14 protein-coding genes and 2 pseudogenes are annotated in these 17,862 nt (G+C 72.1%); 3 read left to right on the top strand and 13 right to left on the bottom strand.

The window, feature by feature from the left end:
* Positions 1-133 precede the first annotated feature (133 nt).
* Complete coding sequence (locus tag ACGFYV_RS31435) at positions 134-1,018, bottom strand: RNA polymerase sigma-70 factor (protein WP_393881907.1); 885 nt, start codon at positions 1,016-1,018, stop codon at positions 134-136.
* 121 nt (positions 1,019-1,139) lie between these two features.
* On the opposite strand from ACGFYV_RS31435, the gene ACGFYV_RS31440 reads away from it, so the two are divergent.
* Both ACGFYV_RS31440 and ACGFYV_RS31445 read left to right on the top strand, forming a co-directional pair.
* The gene (locus ACGFYV_RS31440; protein ID WP_393881908.1) at positions 1,140-1,793 is read left to right on the top strand and encodes an NADPH-dependent F420 reductase; all 654 of its coding nucleotides are present in this window, start codon (positions 1,140-1,142) and stop codon (positions 1,791-1,793) included.
* Between the two features lie 143 nt (positions 1,794-1,936).
* Positions 1,937-2,512, top strand: a pseudogene (locus ACGFYV_RS31445) (alpha/beta fold hydrolase); the annotation flags it as partial.
* On the opposite strand, the pseudogene ACGFYV_RS31450 reads toward ACGFYV_RS31445, so the two are convergent.
* Positions 2,513-3,397 (bottom strand): annotated as a pseudogene (locus ACGFYV_RS31450) (ISAzo13 family transposase); the annotation flags it as partial.
* 214 nt (positions 3,398-3,611) lie between these two features.
* On the opposite strand from ACGFYV_RS31450, the gene ACGFYV_RS31455 reads away from it, so the two are divergent.
* The gene (locus ACGFYV_RS31455) at positions 3,612-4,376 is read left to right on the top strand and encodes a tyrosine-type recombinase/integrase (protein WP_393881909.1); all 765 of its coding nucleotides are present in this window, start codon (positions 3,612-3,614) and stop codon (positions 4,374-4,376) included.
* Positions 4,377-4,674: 298 nt separating this feature from the next.
* Here the strand turns inward: ACGFYV_RS31455 and ACGFYV_RS31460 are convergent, their stop codons facing one another.
* From ACGFYV_RS31460 to bioB, 11 genes are all read right to left on the bottom strand, one after another.
* Complete coding sequence (locus tag ACGFYV_RS31460; protein WP_393881910.1) at positions 4,675-5,472, bottom strand: SGNH/GDSL hydrolase family protein; 798 nt, start codon at positions 5,470-5,472, stop codon at positions 4,675-4,677.
* Positions 5,473-5,634: 162 nt separating this feature from the next.
* On the bottom strand, positions 5,635-6,648 hold the full coding sequence (locus ACGFYV_RS31465) for a hemolysin family protein (RefSeq protein ID WP_393881911.1): 1,014 nt from the start codon (positions 6,646-6,648) through the stop codon (positions 5,635-5,637).
* Entirely contained in the window at positions 6,645-8,069 is a 1,425-nt protein-coding gene (locus tag ACGFYV_RS31470; RefSeq protein ID WP_393881912.1) for a hemolysin family protein, read from the bottom strand. The genes ACGFYV_RS31465 and ACGFYV_RS31470 overlap by 4 nt, the downstream gene beginning before the upstream one ends.
* A 229-nt stretch (positions 8,070-8,298) precedes the next feature.
* The gene (locus tag ACGFYV_RS31475; protein WP_393881913.1) at positions 8,299-8,724 is read right to left on the bottom strand and encodes a GNAT family N-acetyltransferase; all 426 of its coding nucleotides are present in this window, start codon (positions 8,722-8,724) and stop codon (positions 8,299-8,301) included.
* 179 nt (positions 8,725-8,903) lie between these two features.
* Positions 8,904-9,800, bottom strand: a complete 897-nt coding sequence (locus tag ACGFYV_RS31480; RefSeq protein WP_393881914.1) for an LLM class F420-dependent oxidoreductase — start codon at positions 9,798-9,800, stop codon at positions 8,904-8,906.
* Between the two features lie 101 nt (positions 9,801-9,901).
* Complete coding sequence (locus ACGFYV_RS31485) at positions 9,902-12,487, bottom strand: ABC transporter permease (protein WP_393881915.1); 2,586 nt, start codon at positions 12,485-12,487, stop codon at positions 9,902-9,904.
* A 3-nt stretch (positions 12,488-12,490) separates the two neighbouring features.
* On the bottom strand, positions 12,491-13,303 hold the full coding sequence (locus ACGFYV_RS31490) for an ABC transporter ATP-binding protein (protein ID WP_393881916.1): 813 nt from the start codon (positions 13,301-13,303) through the stop codon (positions 12,491-12,493).
* Between the two features lie 148 nt (positions 13,304-13,451).
* On the bottom strand, positions 13,452-14,132 hold the full coding sequence (locus ACGFYV_RS31495; RefSeq protein WP_393881917.1) for a class I SAM-dependent methyltransferase: 681 nt from the start codon (positions 14,130-14,132) through the stop codon (positions 13,452-13,454).
* Positions 14,133-14,512: 380 nt separating this feature from the next.
* Entirely contained in the window at positions 14,513-15,229 is a 717-nt protein-coding gene (bioD, locus tag ACGFYV_RS31500) for a dethiobiotin synthase (RefSeq protein ID WP_393881918.1), read from the bottom strand.
* 1 nt (position 15,230) lies between these two features.
* Positions 15,231-16,565, bottom strand: coding sequence for an adenosylmethionine--8-amino-7-oxononanoate transaminase (locus ACGFYV_RS31505; protein WP_393881919.1), 1,335 nt, complete (start codon positions 16,563-16,565; stop codon positions 15,231-15,233).
* Entirely contained in the window at positions 16,558-17,823 is a 1,266-nt protein-coding gene (bioB, locus tag ACGFYV_RS31510; protein ID WP_393881920.1) for a biotin synthase BioB, read from the bottom strand. Before bioB ends, ACGFYV_RS31505 begins: the two co-directional genes overlap by 8 nt.
* Between the last annotated feature and the right edge of the window lie 39 nt (positions 17,824-17,862).

Raw genomic sequence — 17,862 nt, forward strand, 5'->3', positions numbered from 1 at the left:
CGGCGTTCGTACGCGCGCGCGTAGGTGACATCGCGGCGAAGCCCTCGCCGTACGACGAGGACTTCGGTACCGGAGTGACGGGTGGGACGGGCGGAGGGGTGGGGCGGGTACGGGTGAGTGCGGGCGGCCCGGTTCAAAGGCCGGCGAGAGAACCCAGTTTGTCGGGGTTCCGCATGATGTAGACCGTAGCGACGCGGCCGTCGACGACATCCAGCTGGAAGACACTGTCCGGCTTGCCCCCGGACAGGACGAGCACGGCGGCACCGCCGTTGATCTCGATGAGCCGCACCGACACGTCCTGCACGCCCTGCGGGGCCACCGCGACCAGGAAGCGGCCCACCTTGTCGGCGGACTCCAGGACCCGCCGCGGAGTCTTCGCCTTGCCTCCGCTGTCGCCGACGAGACGGGCGTCCGGGGCCAGCAGGGACATCAGCCCGTCGAGATCGCCCCCGGCCGCGGCGGCGAGGAAACGTTCGGTCAGGTCCCGGCGCCGGACGGGGTCGACGTCGTAGCGCGGCCGGCGCTCCTCGACGTGCCGGCGGGCCCGCGAGGCGAGCTGCCGTACCGCCGCCTCGCCGCGGTCGAGCAGGGTGGCGATCTCGGCGAACGGGTAGCCGAAGGCCTCCCGCAGGACGAAGACGGCGCGCTCCAGCGGCGACAGCGACTCCAGGACGACGAGCACCGCGAGGGAGACGGAGTCGGCGAGCACGGCGCGGTCGGCGGTGTCGGCGACGGTGTCCCCGAAGTCCGTGACGTACGGCTCGGGCAGCCAGGGGCCTACGTAGGCCTCGCCACGCGTCTGCACCTGGCGCAGCCGGTCGATGGCCAGCCGCGTGGTGATGCGCACGAGATAGGCGCGCGGCTCGCGGACCTCCGTGCGCTCGGCGCGCGACCAGCGCAGCCACGCGTCCTGGACGACGTCCTCGGCGTCGGCGACCCGCCCGAGCATGCGGTAGGCGACTCCCATGAGGAGGGGCCGGTTCTCTTCGAACACGTCGGTCACGGTGTCGGCGCTCACCGCTCCATCCCATCCGACACACCAGGCCGTGTCCAGGCGGAATCGCCCCATCCGCAGGGTGGCCCCGACCACAATGATCGCGGACCGCCGGTGGCCGGCGGCCGGGATCCGGAGGTGACCGATGCGGTACGCGGTGCTGGGCACGGGCGAGGTGGGCCGCACCCTGGCCGGCCGGCTCGTGGAGCTGGGCTACGAGGTGATCCTGGGCTCGCGTGCCAAGGACAACCCCGTCGCGCGGGAGTGGGCGATGGCGACGGAGGGCCGCTCGCGCGCGGGGACGTTCGCGGAGGCAGCCGCCGCGGGTGACGTGGTGCTCACCGCGGTGGGCGGCCGGGTGGCGCTCGACGCGCTGCGGGCGGCGGGCGCGGAGAACCTGGACGGCAAGATCGTCGTGGACGTCAGCAATCCCCTGGTGTTCGAGGGCGATCAGGTGCGTCTGGACCCGGTGGAGTCGGACAGCGTGGGCGAGCGGATCCAGCGCGCCTTCCCGCACGCGCGCGTGGTGAAGACGCTGAACACGGTCAACTGCCAGGTGATGGTGGATCCGGGCCGGGTCCCGGGCGAGCACAACCTGTTCGTGTGCGGTGAGGACGCCGGCGCCAAGCAGCAGGTGACCGAGTTGCTCGGGGAGTTCGGCTGGCCGGCGGACCGGGTGCTGGACCTCGGCGGGATCCGGTCGGCGCGCACGGTGGAAATGCTGCTTCCGCTGTGGCTCACCCTCATGCGGAGCTTCGGGCACGCGGACTTCAACTTCGAGGTGCGGCGGGCCCGTTGAGGCCGGGACAATGGGGGGCCGGCGGTGCGAAGGCCCGCCGGAGCCCCGCATCCGGGCATGCGGCACCATGGGGGCTACCCGCTGGTAGCAATTGCTGACAAGCTGTCTACGGCATTCGTCAGCAGCCCATCCGAGGAGCAGTCGTGTCCGCCACCGTCTCCTTCCCGGTCCCGGTCCCCGGTCCGCACGGCCCGAAGGACGTGACCGTGTCCTACGCGCGCGTGGGACACGGTGAGCCGCTGGTCCTGCTGCACGGCATCGGCCATCACCGGCAGGCCTGGGACCCGGTGGTGGACATCCTGGCGACCGAGCGCGAGGTGATCACCGTCGACCTGCCGGGCTTCGGCGCGTCCCCGGGCCTGCCCGACGGCCTCGACTACGACCTGCCCACGACGAACACCGCGCTCGGCGCCCTTTTCGAGGCGCTGGAGCTGGACCGCCCGCACGTGGCCGGCAACTCGCTGGGCGGCCTCCTGGCCCTGGAACTCGGCCGCGAGAAGCTCGTACGGTCCGTCACGGCTCTCTCCCCCGCCGGGTTCTGGAGCGAGGCCGAGCGGCGGTACGCCTTCGGTCTGCTGCTGACGATGCGGGGCATCGCCCAGCGGCTCCCGCTGCCCCTGGTGGAGCGCCTGTCGCACTCGGCGGCCGGTCGTACCGCCCTGACGAGCACCATCTACGCCCACCCGGCCCGCCGTTCGCCCGAGGCCGTGGTCGCCGAACTCCACTTTGTTCCACTTCGAAGTGCCAGGAGGCATGTGGCAGACCGTGATCTGCAGGCCAGTCTCGCTGGCCAAAACGGCGAGTTCGGCCTTCCAGGCGCGGGTGCGGTGGCCGTTGGATCCGCCGGCGTCCGCGGTGATCAGCAGTCGTGCGGCGTGCGGGTAGTCGTGCCGTCCGTGGGAGTGCCACCAGCGGCGGATCGATTCCACAGCGAAGGCCGCGGTGTCGTGGTCGCACCCGACGTTGACCCAGCCGGTGTTCGCGGCGATGTCGTAGATCCCGTACGGGATCGCCTTGCCCGGCCCCTGGCGGTCGAGGAAATCGTGCGTCTTGACCTTCACCGGCTCTCCTGCGGGCTGCCACTCGTGCCCGGCGTTCTTGTACTGCCCGACCAGCTCTTTCTTCTTGGTGTCCACGCTGATCACCGGGTCCCCGGCGTCCCGGTGGTCGCGGGCTTGTTCGTTGATGTAACGGAACTGCGCGTCGCGGTCCGGGTGCTGGCTGCCCTCGATCGTCTTGGCGTTGGCCTGCAGGCTGAAGCCCTCCTCACGCAGCAGGTCACCGACGGTATCCGCACAGACGCGGTGGCCTTGCCGGGTGAGTTCGTCGGCGAGTTTGCGTGTCGACTTCGTCGTCCAGCGCAGCGGCGACATCGGATCCCCGCGCATATCCGGCTCGACCAGCGTCAACAGCGCAGGTCGCAGCCCCGGATCCACTGCGGCGGCCCTCTTGCGTCCGCCGCCGGGGCGGCGGACCCGACCCAGCGGCTCCGCACCCGCTTCCAGCTCGTCGACGCCGTTGCGGACGGTGGTCTCGCTGACGTCGGCCGCCCGCGCGACAGCCCGGATCCCGCCGTGCCCCAGGATCCGGGCCTCGGCCCCCATCAGCAGGCGGCGCTGACGCTCGTCCAAGTGCGGGAACAACACCGCAAATCTCACGGCGAGTTGATCTCGAGTCTCCTGCGATATGCCTATACCACATCAACGAGCCAGATCCACGGAATCAACACCTTGATTCTCTGCGAGCCCTAGGGACTGCGTCGATGACATCGTCGCCAACGGCTGCCGCAAGGGTGGGCAGGCTGGTACCCGGCTCGCCGTGTCCACCGCCGAGGGCGTCCTTATCCGACTGAAGGAGGCGCTCGGACGGGCTGTGGTGCTGTGGTGCTGTGGTGCTGTGGTGCGCAAGCTGATCCCGACCAGCCCTGCGCAGTACGTGCGCGTCAGCCTCGCTGACAAGAAGACAGACAAGCGCGAGCGCCCCAAAGCCAGGCCGTGGACCGTCCCCGAGGTGCAGAGGTTCATCGCCGGTATCGAGCGGGACCGCCCGTGCGCGCCGCTCCTGCTGTCCCTGATGGGCCTGCGGCCGGCCGAAGTCGTCGGCCTGCGCTGGTCGGACCTCGACATGAAGCTCGCCACTCTGGAGATGACGAACACTCGCACCATGATCGGGAACGTGCAGGTGCTGGAGAAGGACGCCAAGACCGCGGCTGGTGAGCGTGTACTGCCGCTGCCTGGGCCCGTCGTGGATGCGCTGAGGAAGTTCCGCGCCTGCCAGGCCCGCGAGAGGCTGGCCGCTGGCGAGGGCTACACCGAGTCGGGGTACGTCGTCGTCGACCAGCCCGGGATACCGAGGAACACCCGGCACCTGCGCGAGCACGCGTACCGGCTCATGCGTGAGCACGCGTACCGGCTCATGCGTGAGCTGGAGACGCGGCGGGTCCGGCTGTGCGACGCCCGGCACTCCTGCCTGTCGTACCTGGCGAACAACGGGGTGCCAGACCACATCCTCGCGGCGTGGGCCGCCATACGAACGCCAGCTTCACAAAGAGGAAGTACGTGCACGTGGACGTTGAGGACATGAGGGCTGCGGCGCAGGCGTGGGACAGCTTCCACGGGGAGATCAAAAAGCCCCTGTGTGAGAAATGGTAAGACAGGAGCTGCCGTTGTCCATGCGACATGTCCTCGGAACAGCACATATGTGATCGGTCGTAGAACAGCGTCCAGGTTCTACTGGCGATTTGTGCAGGCCAGCGCCAGAGGGTTGTTCGGCGGAAGCTACGAGAGCCATGTCACGCGGCCCGCTCCGGCCCGCTCACCAGATCCGGCACCGTCGCGCCGCCCCCTCGCACGCCGGCCACGGCTGCCTCGGCGCAGGGCAGCTACGCCCGCCCCTTGTACGGCAGCAGCTCCGGGCGCTTGGGCGGGCGCCCGTCTCCGGAGGAGCGGCCGGTCAGGCGGCGGCCCATCCAGGGCAGCAGGTGCTCGCGGGCGAAGCGCGCGTCCGCGGCGCGCCGGGCCGCCCAGCCCGGCGGCGGCGTGGCCGGCATCGGCGTGCGCCACTCGGTGTCCTCGGGCTCGTAGCCGAGCGACTGCCACACCGCCTCCGCGACCCGGCGGTGGCCCTCGGCCGTCAGATGCAGCCGGTCCACGTCCCACAGCCGCGGGTCGCCCAGCGAGCGCGCCCCGTACAGGTCGACGACCACGGCGCCGTGCCGCGCGGCCAGCTCGTCGACACAGGCGAACAGTTCCTCCATGCGCGGCCGGAACCGTTCCAGGACCGGGCCCTGGCGGCCCGGACTGCGCATCAGCACGAGCTGCTCGCAGCTGGGCGCGAGACGTTCCACGGCCTCCGTCAGCAGCCCCTTCACCCGGCCCATGTCGCACTTGGGCCGCAGCGTGTCGTTGAGGCCGCCGACGAGCGTGATCACGTCGGCGTTCATCGCGGCGGCCACGTCCACCTGCTCGTCGACGATCTGCCCGATGAGCTTCCCGCGCACGGCGAGGTTCGCGTACCGGAAGCCCGGCGTGCGGGTGGCCATCCGTGCGGCGAGGAGGTCGGCCCAGCCCCGGTACGAGCCGTCGGGCCGCAGGTCCGACATGCCCTCGGTGAAGGAGTCGCCGACGGCGACCAGGCTGGTGTGCGGGGGAGGCGCGGGAGATGTGGAGTTCGTCTGCATGGCGACAGCGATGGTATCCCGGCGCCATACCCATCGGTCGGTCACCCCGGTTGGCCACCCCCGTTTGGTCACCGCGGCCGGTCACCCCGGTCGCCGATCCCCGGCCGGTCACCCCCCCAGCACCCGGCCACTCCGTTCCATCCGCATCCCCCGGAGGTGCCCTCACGCCGGTTGTCCGAACAGCTCTCGCAGGATGTTCTCCATGGTCACCAGCCCGGCCAGCCGGCCGTCGTCGCCGATCACGGCCGCGAGGTGCGTGCGGCTGCCCCGCATCGCGGTGAGTACGTCGTCCAGCGGGGTGCTCTCGCGTACGCGCGCGATGGGGCGCATGTCGCGCAGCCGGAACGGCATGTCCCGGGGCGAGGCGTCCAGTGCGTCCTTGACGTGCAGGTAGCCCACGATCCGGCGGCCCACGTCGACCACGGGGAACCGGGAGAAGCCCGACTCGGCCGACAGCCCCTCCAGCTGTTCGGGGGTGACGCCCACGCGCGCGTAGACCACGCGTTCCAGGGGTACGACGACGTCCCGCACGGGCCGGCTGCCCAGCTCCAGGGCGTCGCGCAGCCGTTCCTGCGCCCGGCCGTCGATCAGGCCTGCCTGGCCCGCGTCCCGGACGATCTCGGCGAGCTCGGTGTCCGAGAACGTCGCCGCGACCTCGCTCCTGGCCTCCACCTTGAGCAGTTTCAGCAGCCCGTTCGCGAAGGTGTTGACCGCGAAGATCACCGGACGCAGGGCCCGGGACAGGTCGACCAGGGGAGGGCCGAGCAGCAGCGCACTGCGCACGGGTTCGGCGAGCGCGATGTTCTTGGGCACCATCTCGCCCAGCAGCATGTGCAGATAGGTCGCCAGGCCCAGCGCGATCACGAACGACACCGCGTGACCCGCGCGCTCGGACACCCCGACCGCGTGGAACACCGGCTCCAGCAGATGCGCGATGGCCGGCTCCGCGACGACGCCCAGCACCAGCGTGCACAGCGTGATGCCGAGCTGGGCGGCGGCCAGCAGCGCGGACACGTGCTCCAGACCCCACAGCACGCGCTTCGCCCGCCGGTCGCCCTCCTGCGCGAGCGGCTCGATCTGTGAGCGGCGCACCGAGATCAGCGCGAACTCGGCACCCACGAAGAAGGCGTTCACGACGAGGGTCGCGACACCGATCAGCAACTGGACGACGGTCATCGCGCCCCCTCCGTTCGCGAGTCGTCCCCGCCCCGCTTATCGCCGCCCGGCGCGTCCCCGCCCCGCTCATCGCCGCCCGGCGCGTCACTGCCCCGCTCGCCGCCGCCCTGCGCGTCGTCCAGCGGCGCGTGCAGCCGTACGCGCGCCGCCCGGCGCCCGGATGCGTCCACCACGTCCAGTCGCCAGCCGGCGACCTCGACCGTGTCCCCGGTCTCCGGTATGCGGCCCAGCTCGGTCGCGACCAGCCCGGCCAGCGTCTCGTACGGCCCCTCGGGCACCCGCAGGCCCACGCGCGCGAGCTGGTCCGTGCGGGCGGCGCCGTCGGCCGAGTACAGGGCCCGGCCGTCGCCGTCGGATCCGGCGGGCGCCAGGTCGGGCGTCTCGTGCGGGTCGTGCTCGTCGCGCACCTCGCCGACGACCTCCTCGACGATGTCCTCCAGGGTCGCCACGCCCGCCGTACCGCCGTACTCGTCGATGACGACGGCCATCGTCCGCTTGCCGGACAGCCGGTCCAGCAGCCGGTCGACGGTCAGGGACTCGGGAACCAGCAGAGGCTCGCGCATCACCTGGGTGACGGAGCGGACGGGCCGCTCCTCGGCGGGCAGCGCCAGGACGTCCTTGATGTGGGCGACGCCGACGACCGCGTCCAGGCCGCCGCGGTGGACCGGGAACCGGGACAGGCCCGTCGCCCGGGTCGCGTTCGCCACGTCCTCGCAGGTGGCCTGGGTGTCGAGGGCGACGACCTGGACGCGCGGGGTCATCACGTTCTCCGCGGTCAGATCGGCCAGGTTCAGCGTCCGGACGAACAGCTCGGCGGTGTCGGCCTCCAACGCCCCCTCCTTCGCGGAGTGCCGGGCCAGGGCCACCAGTTCCTGCGGCCCGCGCGCGGAGGCCAGCTCCTCGGCGGGCTCGATGCCGAATCGTCGTACGAGCCGGTTCGCCGTGTTGTTGAGATGTGTGATGAAGGGGCGGAAGGCGGCGCTGAACCAGCGCTGCGGGGTGCCGACCCGTTTGGCCACCGCCAGCGGCGAGGAGATCGCCCAGTTCTTGGGCACCAGCTCGCCCACGACCATCAGGAACACCGTCGACAGGGCCGTGCCCAGGACCAGCGCGATCGTGGTCGCCACGTCTGGTGACAGGCCCAGCGCCTGGAACGGCCCGGACAGGAGACGCGCGATCGACGGCTCGGCGAGCATGCCGACCACCAGGTTGGTGACCGTGATGCCGAGCTGGGCGCCGGAGAGCTGGAAGGTCAGGTTCCGTACGGCCTTCCGCGCGCCCGCCGCGCCCCGCTCGCCCCGTGCGACGGCCCGGTCCAGCTCGCCGCGGTCGACCGTGGTGAGCGAGAACTCCGCCGCCACGAAGGCACCGCAGGCGAACGACAGCAGGATCGCCACCAGGAGGAGCAGTACTTCGGTCATCGGGTCACCCCTGTCCCATGATCGGACAAGGCGGGGCGCGACGCGCGGTGTCGGGGACGGTGTCGGGGAGGTTCGTCCATGGGTGGACGCTCACGACCTTTCATCGAGGGCGGGACGGTCCCTCAATGGTAAAGGATGAGTAAAGCGCTTTTCGGGGGCCAGTTGTAGGGGGCCAGTTTTCGGGGTCCAGTTGCGCGGAGTCCAGCTTTCGGAGTCCAGCTTTCGGGGTTCAGTCCGTGAGGGGCTTCACCCAGCGCCGCCAGTGGTCCTCGCGGTGGTAGCCGGCCGCCGCCCAGGTGTGGTGGGCCCGCTCGTTGGCCTCCAGCACCATCGCGTCCACGCGCCGGCCGCCCAGCGCCGCGAACCTCTCCTCCGTCGCCCGCAGCAGGGCGGTGGCGACGCCCTGCCGGCGGTGGTCCGGATGCACGGCCAGCCGGTAGACGGAGCAGCGCCACCCGTCGAACCCGGCGATGACCGTGCCCACCAGGACGCCGTCACGCTCGGCGAGGAGGAGGGCCTCGGGCTCGGTCGTGACGAGCCGGGTCATGCCGTCGGGGTCGTCGCTGATGCTTGTTCCTTCCGCGGCCTCACGCCAGAACAGCAGCACGCTGTCGATGTCCGGGAGGGTGGCGCGGCGGATGCGGAGGTCGCTCATGGAGCGAGCCAAGCAGAGCGTCCGACCGCCGGGCCAGCGGATTTCGCTCCCCGAACCGGCGGATTTCGCTCCCCGTGCCAGCGGATTCCGCTCCCGGAACCAGCACTCCCTGGCACCAGCACTCCCTAGGCACCAGCGCTCCCCGGAGACCAGCGCTCACCGGGACCAGCGCCGCGCCCTCATGCGGCCTCCTCCTCCCGCAGCCGTTCCATGACCGGCGCGAACGCCTCCATGAACGGCTCCAGGACGGTCAGGTACGAGAACCCGAAGCGCGCACGCAGCGCCCGTACACGGGCGACGACGTCCTCCAGGGGGCCGGCCAGCACGATGGGCAGGTCCAGCGCCTGCTCCAGGGTCAGCTGGGGCTGGCGCTCCAGCAGCGGCTCGAGCGCGACCTCGGGGGTGTCGGTGACGGCCACGAGCTGCAGCAGCATGTTCAGCTCCGCCGGCTCGGCCCGGCCCGCCGCCAGCTCCCGGTAACGGGCCACGCGCCGGTCCACCTCCTCGGCGCTCACCGGCTCCAGCTTGCCCGTCGTGCTCCCCGGAACCATCCGCGCCCCGGTGAAGCCGACGACGTCCGCGTGCTCGGCGCTCAGCCGCAGCGTCCGCTCGCCGTCACCGCCGATCAGCAGCGGCACCCGGCGCTGCGCCGGACGCGGCTCGTACTCCGGGGAGCCGAGCAGCCGCTCCAGCTCCTCCACCATGTGCCGCAGATGGTCCACCCGCTCGCGCGGGGTGCCGAAGGGCAGACCGGCCGTCTCGTGTTCGGCCTGTACGTATCCGGTGCCGAGGCCCAGTTCCAGGCGGCCGGCGGTCAGCGCGTCGGTGGTCGCGACCTCCCGGGCCAGCAACGCGGGGTTCCAGAAACCGGCGTTGAGGACGAGCGTGCCGAGCCGGGGCCGCTCGGTCGCCTCGGCCGCCGCGACCAGCGCGGGGAACGGCGCGATCATGCCGAGGTGGTCCGGGACCAGGATCACGTCGTATCCGAGTTCCTCGGCGCGACGGCACTTCGCCCGCCACTCGGCGGCGGGCGCGGGCGTGAGCAGATTGACCCCGAAGCGGAACGGACGCGACATGAACTCTCCGATGTGGCGGGCGACTTGATCCTCGACGTCCAGTCCACCACGCGAGCGGTCCTCCGGCACCGCTTCGACCCGCCGGGTCTCACTGCCGGGTCTCACTCGTGCGCGATCGCCGCCAGGACGTTCATCCGCGACGCCCGCGACGCGGGCAGCAGGGCCGCGACGACGCCCACCACCGCCGAGCCGATCACCACGACCACGACGGTGCCCCAGGGGATCGCGAGCGAGGTCAGGCCGCGCAGGGCCAGCACCTGCTGCGTGCACACGCCCCACACCAGACCCAGCCCCAGTCCCAGGACCGCGCCGAACACCGCGATCACCACCGACTCCAGACGGATCATCCGGCGCAACTGCCGCCTGCCGAGCCCGATCGCGCGGAGCATCCCGATCTCCCGGGTGCGCTCGACCACCGACAGCGCGAGGGTGTTGACCACACCCAGTACGGCGATGACGATCGCGAGCCCGAGCAGCGCGTAGACGAGGTAGAGCAGGACGGCGATCTGGTCGTGCACCAGCTTCTTGTAGTCGGCCTGGTCGCGCACCTGGACCTGCGGGTACGGCTTCAGCGCCCGCTCCAGACGGGGGCGCAGGTCCTTCGGGTTCGTGCCGGGGGAGGCGTTGACGTAGAGGGCGGAGTCCTGTCCGCCGGGTACGTACGTGTCCAGCGTCGCCATGCCGAGGAAGACGCCGCCCTGCGGGCCGAAGCCGTCGGAGGTGCCCTGGTCGGTGAGGGCGCCGACCGTGAGCCGCACCTGGCGGGCGCCCGGGAACTCGACCGGCAGCACACTGCCGACCCGCACCTTGTGGTCCTTCGCGAAACCGGCGTCCATCGCGAGGTGCCCGTCCGCCAGCGCCGCCGCCGAGTCGCCCTGCGCGTAGGTGAGATGGGCGACGTCGTCGAGACGGGGCCCGTACCCGGAGGCCGCGGTCCTGACGCGCTCGCCGTCCGGCAACCGCAGCGCGATCGCGGTGATCCGCTGCCGGACGACGAGCCCGACACCCGGCGTGCCGCTCACGGCGTCGTCGAGTTCCTTCGTGAACGGGGTGAGGTTGGCGCCCTGGACGATGTAGTCGGCCCCGAGCGTCTGGTCGATCCTGCGGTCGAGCGAGGCGGACATGGACGCGCTCGCCACCGACAACCCGCCGACCAGCGCGAGTCCCACCATCAGCGCGGACGCGGTGGCGCCGGTGCGGCGCGGATTGCGCAGGGCATTGCGCTGGCTCATCCGCCCGACCGGACCGAACACCGCCGGGAACGCACCGCCCAGGACGCGGATCACGGGCCGCACCAGCAGCGGCCCGGCGATGACGGTCGCGATCAGCGTCAGCACCACGCCGAGCGCCAGCAGCGAACCCGCCTGGCCGGCCTTCGTGGCCGCCGCGCATCCCGCGAGCGCGGTCGCACCCGCCGCCCCGACCACGGCCCAGACGACCGCCCGCACCGTCAACGGCTTGCCCACACCGGCGACTTCGGCGTCCGCGAGCGCCGCCATCGGCGAGACGCCCGCCGCGCGCCGCGCCGGCAGATAGGCGGCGACGAAGGTGACGCCCACGCCGACGACGTACGACGCGACCGGCGTTCCCCAACTGATCGCCATCTCCGTGGCCTTCAGGTTCATCCCGAACGCGCTCATCAGCCGGATCAGCGCGACCGCCAGCCCGATCCCGGCCGCGAGACCCAGCGTCGAGCCGACGAGCCCGAGCAGCAGCGCCTCCGTGAGCACGGAGCGCCGCACCTGCCGCCGGTCGGCGCCCAGTGCCCGCAGCAGCCCGAGTTCACGGGTGCGCTGCGCGATCAGCATGGAGAAGGTGTTGACGATCAGGAACACGCCGACCAGAACGGCGACACCGGCGAAGCCCAGCATCACGTACTTGATCACGTCCAGGAACCCGCCGAGATCGGCCGCCGCCGACTTCGCCTGCTCGTCGGACGTCTTCAGGTCGTACCTGCCGGTGCCGGTGCCACCGCCGGTGCCGATCGCCGCGGCGATCCGTTGCTTCAGCTCGGTGTCCGTGACGCCCTTGGCCGCGTCCACCGAGATGCTCGTGGCCCGCGCGGCCGAACCGAGCAGCCGCTCGCCCGCCACCGCCGGGTCGAGGAAGACGAGGGCCGCGCCCGGGTTGGTGGTGGTGAAGGTGGCGATGCCGACGACCCTGACCCGGAAGGTGCCCGGCTGTGCCTGCACCGTCAGCGTGTCGCCGATCCGTACGTGCTTCTTGTCCGCCGTGTCCGCGTCGAGCAGGGCCTGTCCGGCGCCGTGCGGCGCGTGACCGGAGGTCAGCTTCACCGGGCTGCGGTGGGTCACGTACCAGGAGGTGGCGATGGTGGGCGCGCCGGTGGTCGGGCCGACGGACCTGTTGCGGCTGTCGACCACCACGACGTTCTGCACCGACACGTCGGCATGGGCCGCCGCGACCCCGTCGACCTTCACGACCTGGTCCCGGAGCGCGGCGGGCACGCTCTGGACGACACCGGTCGGCACGGGGGAGGTGAGGTCCTCCTTCGGCTCGACCGTCACATCGGCGGAGGTCGAGGCGAACAGCCGGTCGAAGGTGCGGGTGACGGTGTCGGAGAAGATCAGGCTGCCCGCGACGAACGCCACGGACAGCACTACGGCCAGCGCCGACAGCGCCAGCCGGCCCTTGTGCGCCAGGAAACTCCGCAGGGTCGCCCTGAGCACGGGTCAGTCCTCCGGCGCCAGGGTGTCGTCGCCGAGCCGGCCCCGCACCACGTCGAACGCCTTCATCCGCTCCAGCACGGCCTGTGCCGTCGGCTGCTCCATGCGGTCCACGATCCTGCCGTCGGCGAGGAAGAGCACCAGGTCGGAGTGGGCGGCGGCGCCCGGGTCGTGGGTGACCATGACGACGCTCTGGCCGAGGTCGTCCACGGCGGCGCGCAGAAAGCCCAGTACCTCCAGACCGGCCCGCGAGTCCAGGTTGCCGGTGGGTTCGTCGGCGAAGATCAGCTCGGGCCGGGAGGCCAGCGCCCGCGCACAGGCCACGCGCTGCTGCTGACCGCCCGACAGCTGGGCGGGGCGGTGCGTGAGCCGGTCGCGCAGCCCGAGTGTGTCGATGACCTGGTCCAGCCACTGCCGGTCCGGCCTGGCGCCCGCGATGTCCATCGGCAGGGTGATGTTCTCGGCCGCGTTCAGTGTCGGGATGAGGTTGAACGACTGGAACATGAACCCGATCCGGTCCCGCCGCAGCCGGGTCAGCTCCCGGTCCTTCAGCCCCGTGATCTCGGTGTCGCCGAGCCACACCTGACCGGCCGAGACGGTGTCGAGGCCCGCCAGACAGTGCATCAGCGTGGACTTGCCGGAGCCGGACGGGCCCATCACGGCGGTGAAACGGCCGCGCGCGATCTCCACGTCCACCGAGTCCAGGGCGAGTACGGCGGTCTCGCCCGAGCCGTACGCCTTGGTCAGGCCGCGGGCGCGGGCCGCGGTTCCGCCACCGCCGGCACCGCCCGGCACGTCGTTCGCAGCAGCTGTGTACAAGGCGCCTCCCGGTCTCCTCGACGTCCCGGCACCGTGGTCCCGGCCGAGCCTAGTGTGACCGGGCCCACATCGGGAATCCGCCCTGGGGCCGAGGAGGCGTACAGCGTGTAAGGGGCACCTTCCGTGCCCGCGCGCCGGGGGCGCCGGCTCAGGCGGCAGGCCGCCAGGCGGTGCCGAGCGTGCAGAATGAACTGGGCAGCACAGGCCCCTTCTCCGGTACCAGCACCTGCCGCAGTGGACCGAGTTCGAAGCCGGCCCGGCGCAGCGCGGCGACCGGATCGCGGGCCAGATGGCAGCCGCCGCTCACCACGGGCCAGAGCGTGCGGTCCAGGGCGCGCTGCGTCAGTGCCATCACGGGGCCGCCACCCCGGCCGTGCTCGAAGAACCGCACCTGGCCGCCCGGCTTCAGCACCCGCCGCACCTCGCCGAGCGCCCGCTCCACGTCCCGCACACTGCACAGCACCAGCGACAGCACGGCCGCGTCGAAGGCCTCGCTCTTGACCGGGAGTGCCTCCGCGGTCCCCGGCACCACGTCCACCGGCACCTCGGCACGCAGCGCGGACTCCAGCGCCAACTGCCTGAGCAGCGGCTCCGGTTCGATCGCCACGACCTCCGCGACGTCCGCCGGATAGTGGGCGAAGTTCAGCCCGTTGCCCGCGCCGATCTCGATCACCCGCCCGGACAGCCCCGCGAGCAGCCGCTCCCGCAGCCCGGCCATCCCGAACCGCGTCTCGGCACCGACGCTGATCCGTGCGTAGTACCGGGCGAAGACCGGATGATGAACGGCCCGCCGCTCACCCTTCCCAGCCCGCCCCGACGACAACCGCATGGCAACCTCCCCTCCCGGAGAACGCTCCCCCACCAATTGCCCCCCGAAACCCCCTGAAACACCCCCAATTCCAACCCCCTATGAGCGCGAGGAACTGCGCGCCCAGCCCCCATACCCCCGCCCCCGGCCGACCGGCTGGCACCCCGGTCCCCCTCCGGCGTGCCCCGCCGACAACTCCCTAGGGGCGCGGGGAACTGCGCGATCAGCCCCCACACCCCCACACCCCCACACCCCCGCACCCGGCCGTCCACCCCGTACCCCGGTCCCCCCTCCGGCGTACCCCGCCGACAACTCCCTAGGGGCGTGGGGAACTGCGCGCCCAGCCCCCACACCCCCGCACCAAAGCCACGGCATTCACCCCAACGGCGCTACCCCGCCCCCTAAGAAGCCACCCCCGCCCGAAACGCCTCCGCATCCCACACCCCATCCAGCCGCGGCGCCACCCACCCCCGCGCCGCCGCACGGAACGCGCCAGGATCCACCCCGCCCACCCCGGAGGGAATCGCACCGAGGAGAGGAGCGTCGGACACCACGGGAAGGTCCGTCACGTTGCAGCGGGACGCCAGGTCCGGGGACTCGGGCCAGCTGCCGATCACGACACCGGCCAACTCCACCCCCCGCGCCCGCAGCTCGCGAGCCGTCAGCTCGGTGGAATTGAGGGTGCCGAGCCCGGCCGGTGCCACGACCAGCACCGGCGCACCGAGCAACTGCGCCGCGTCCGCCAGCGTGCCGCCCACCGCGTCGAACCGGACGAGCAGTCCGCCCGCCCCCTCCACCAGCACCAGATCGTGCTCGGTGGCCAGCTTGGCCGCGGCCTCGGCCACGTCACCGGGGCGCACCGGTGCCATCCCGGCCCGCCGGGCGGCCGTACCCGGAGCCAACGGCTCGGGGTAGCGGGCCAGTTCGGCGGTGGTCACCGGGCCCGCGAGCCGCGCGACCTCGTCGGCGTCCCCGCGCTCACTCGGTCCCACCCCCGTCTGCGCGGGCTTCAGCACGGCCACCGAACGCCCGGCCGCCAGCGCCGCCGTGGCGACGGCCGCCGTCACGACCGTCTTGCCGACCTCCGTGCCCGTCCCCGTGATCACCAGTACCGGCATGTCATCCCTCCAGCGCCGCGGCGCACACCGCGCGCGCGATCCGTGCCACGTCCTCGTCACCCGTGACGTACGGCGGCATCGTGTAGACCAGATCGCGGAACGGACGCAGCCACACGCCCTCCCGCACGGCCGCCCGGGTGGCCGCGGCCACGTCCACCTCGTGGTCGAGCTGGACGACGCCGATGGCACCCAGGACACGGACGTCCTTCACCCCCGGCAGGGCGGCGGCCGGAGCCAGCCCTTCCCGCAGGCCCGCCTCGATCCGCCGGACCTCCGCACGCCAGTCCTGCCCGAGCAGCAGTTCGAGGGACGCGCACGCCACGGCGGCCGCCAGCGGATTGCCCATGAACGTCGGACCGTGGGCGAGGACCGGCACCTCGCCCCGCGAGATCCCGTCGGCCACGCGCGACGTGCACAGGGTCGCGGCCATCGTCAGATAGCCGCCGGTCAGCGCCTTGCCGACACACATGACGTCCGGAGTCACGCCCGCGTGCCCGGCCGCGAACAACTCGCCCGTGCGGCCGAAACCGGTCGCGATCTCGTCGAACACCAGCAGCACGTCGTACGCGTCGCACGCCTCGCGCAGCACCCGCAGATACGCGGGGGAGTGGAACCGCATCCCGCCCGCGCCCTGCACCACCGGCTCGACGATGACCGCGGCCAGGTCGTCCGCGTGCCGTTCGATCGCCGACCGCAGATGCTCCGCGTACGACTCCTCGTACTCGGCGGGCGGCGCGTCCGCGAACACCTGACGGGGCAGCACCCCGGTCCACAGCTCGTGCATCCCGCCCTCGGGGTCGCACACCGACATCGGGTTCCAGGTGTCCCCGTGGTAGCCGCCCCGCCAGGTCAGCAGCCGCTGCTTGCCGGGCCGGCCGAGCGAGCGCCAGTACTGCAGGCACATCTTCACCGCGACCTCGACGGACACCGAGCCGGAGTCGGCGAGGAACACATGCTCCAGTCCGTCAGGTGACATGTCGACAAGGAGCTTCGCCAGTCGCACGGCGGGCTCGTGGGTGAGCCCGCCGAACATCACATGGCTCATCCGCCCCAGCTGCTCGCGCACGGCCTCGTTGAGCACGGGGTGGTTGTAGCCGTGGATCGCCGACCACCAGGACGACATGCCGTCGACCAGTTCGCCCGAACCGTCGGCGAGCGTGAGCCGGACCCCGCTCGCAGACTGGACGACGAGCGGTTCGGTCCGTCCGGGCATCGGGCCGTACGGATGCCACACGTGCCGCCGGTCCAGGTCCAGCAGCTCGGGCACGCTCAGGACGGGCCGGTCCGGCAGACCGGGCCGGTCCGGCAGGCCGGGCACGTCGTGCGGATCAGGCATTGGGCGCGAGATCCGTTCCGGCGCCCCGGCGGCGCACGGCCACCAGGTCGGTGCGCGGTTCGGCCGCGGCCGGCACGGACGCCGTACCGCACACCCCGCCGCCCACGTGCGACCCGCACCCGCCCTCCGCCTCGGCCCCGCCACCGGCCTGCGCGCGCGAGCCGCAGCCCGCGTCACCGTGCGACCCGCAGCCCGCGTCACTGTCCGATCCGCAGCCCGCCTGCGCGTGGGAGCCGCAGCCGCCCCCGACGGACGCCCGGTGCTCGGGCAGCGTCACCTGGTCGGAGCCCTCCACCTCGAAGCCGGCGTCCGCGATCATCTCCAGGTCGGCCTTGCCGGCCTGGCCCTCGCTGGTGAGGTAGTCGCCCAGGAAGATGGAGTTGGCCAGGTTCAGCGCGAGGGGCTGCATCGTGCGCAGGTGGACCTCACGGCCGCCCGCGATGCGCACCTCCACGTCCGGGCAGACGAACCGGACCATCGCGAGGATGCGCAGGCAGCGCTGCGGGGAGAGGTTCCACTCCTTGGCCAGCGGTGTGCCCTCGAACGGGATGAGGAAGTTCACCGGAACGGAGTCGGGGTCCAGCTCGCGCAGCGAGTACACGACGTCGACCAGGTCCTCGTCGCTCTCACCCATGCCGGCGATCAGACCGGAGCAGGCGGACAGACCGGCCGCGTGCGCCTTGTGCACCGTGTCCACCCGGTCGGCGTACGTGTGGGTCGTCGTGATGTCCCCGTACGTGGCCTCGGAGGTGTTGAGGTTGTGGTTGTACGCGTCGGCACCGGCCTCGCGCAGCCGCTCGGCCTGGCCGTCGGAGAGCAGGCCCAGACAGGCGCACACCTCGACGCCCTCGTTCTGGTCCTTGATGGCCTTGATGGTCTCGGAGACCCGGTCCACGTCCCGGTCCGTCGGGCCGCGCCCGGACGCCACCAGACAGACCCGCTTGGCGCCCCCCGCCAGGCCCGCGGCGGCGGCCTCGGAGGCCTCGCCGGGCTTGAGCCAGGTGTACTTCAGGATCCCGGCCGTGGAGCCGAGCCGCTGGGAGCAGTAGGAGCAGTCCTCGGGGCACAAGCCGGACTTGAGGTTCACCAGGTAGTTCAGTTTCACGCGCCGGCCGAACCAGCGCCGGCGCACCTTGCCGGCCGCGGCCACCACATCGAGCAGGTCGTCGTCGGAGGTGGCGAGTACGGCGAGAGCTTCCTCGCGGGTCGGCAGCTCGCGCCGAAGCCCCTTGTCCACCAGCGTGTTCAGCAGGTCCATGAGGTCCGATCCTGTCTTACGTGACCGCTCCGGGCCAAG

It is taken from the genome of Streptomyces sp. NPDC048297 (assembly GCF_043201585.1).
Lineage (GTDB): Bacteria > Actinomycetota > Actinomycetes > Streptomycetales > Streptomycetaceae > Streptomyces.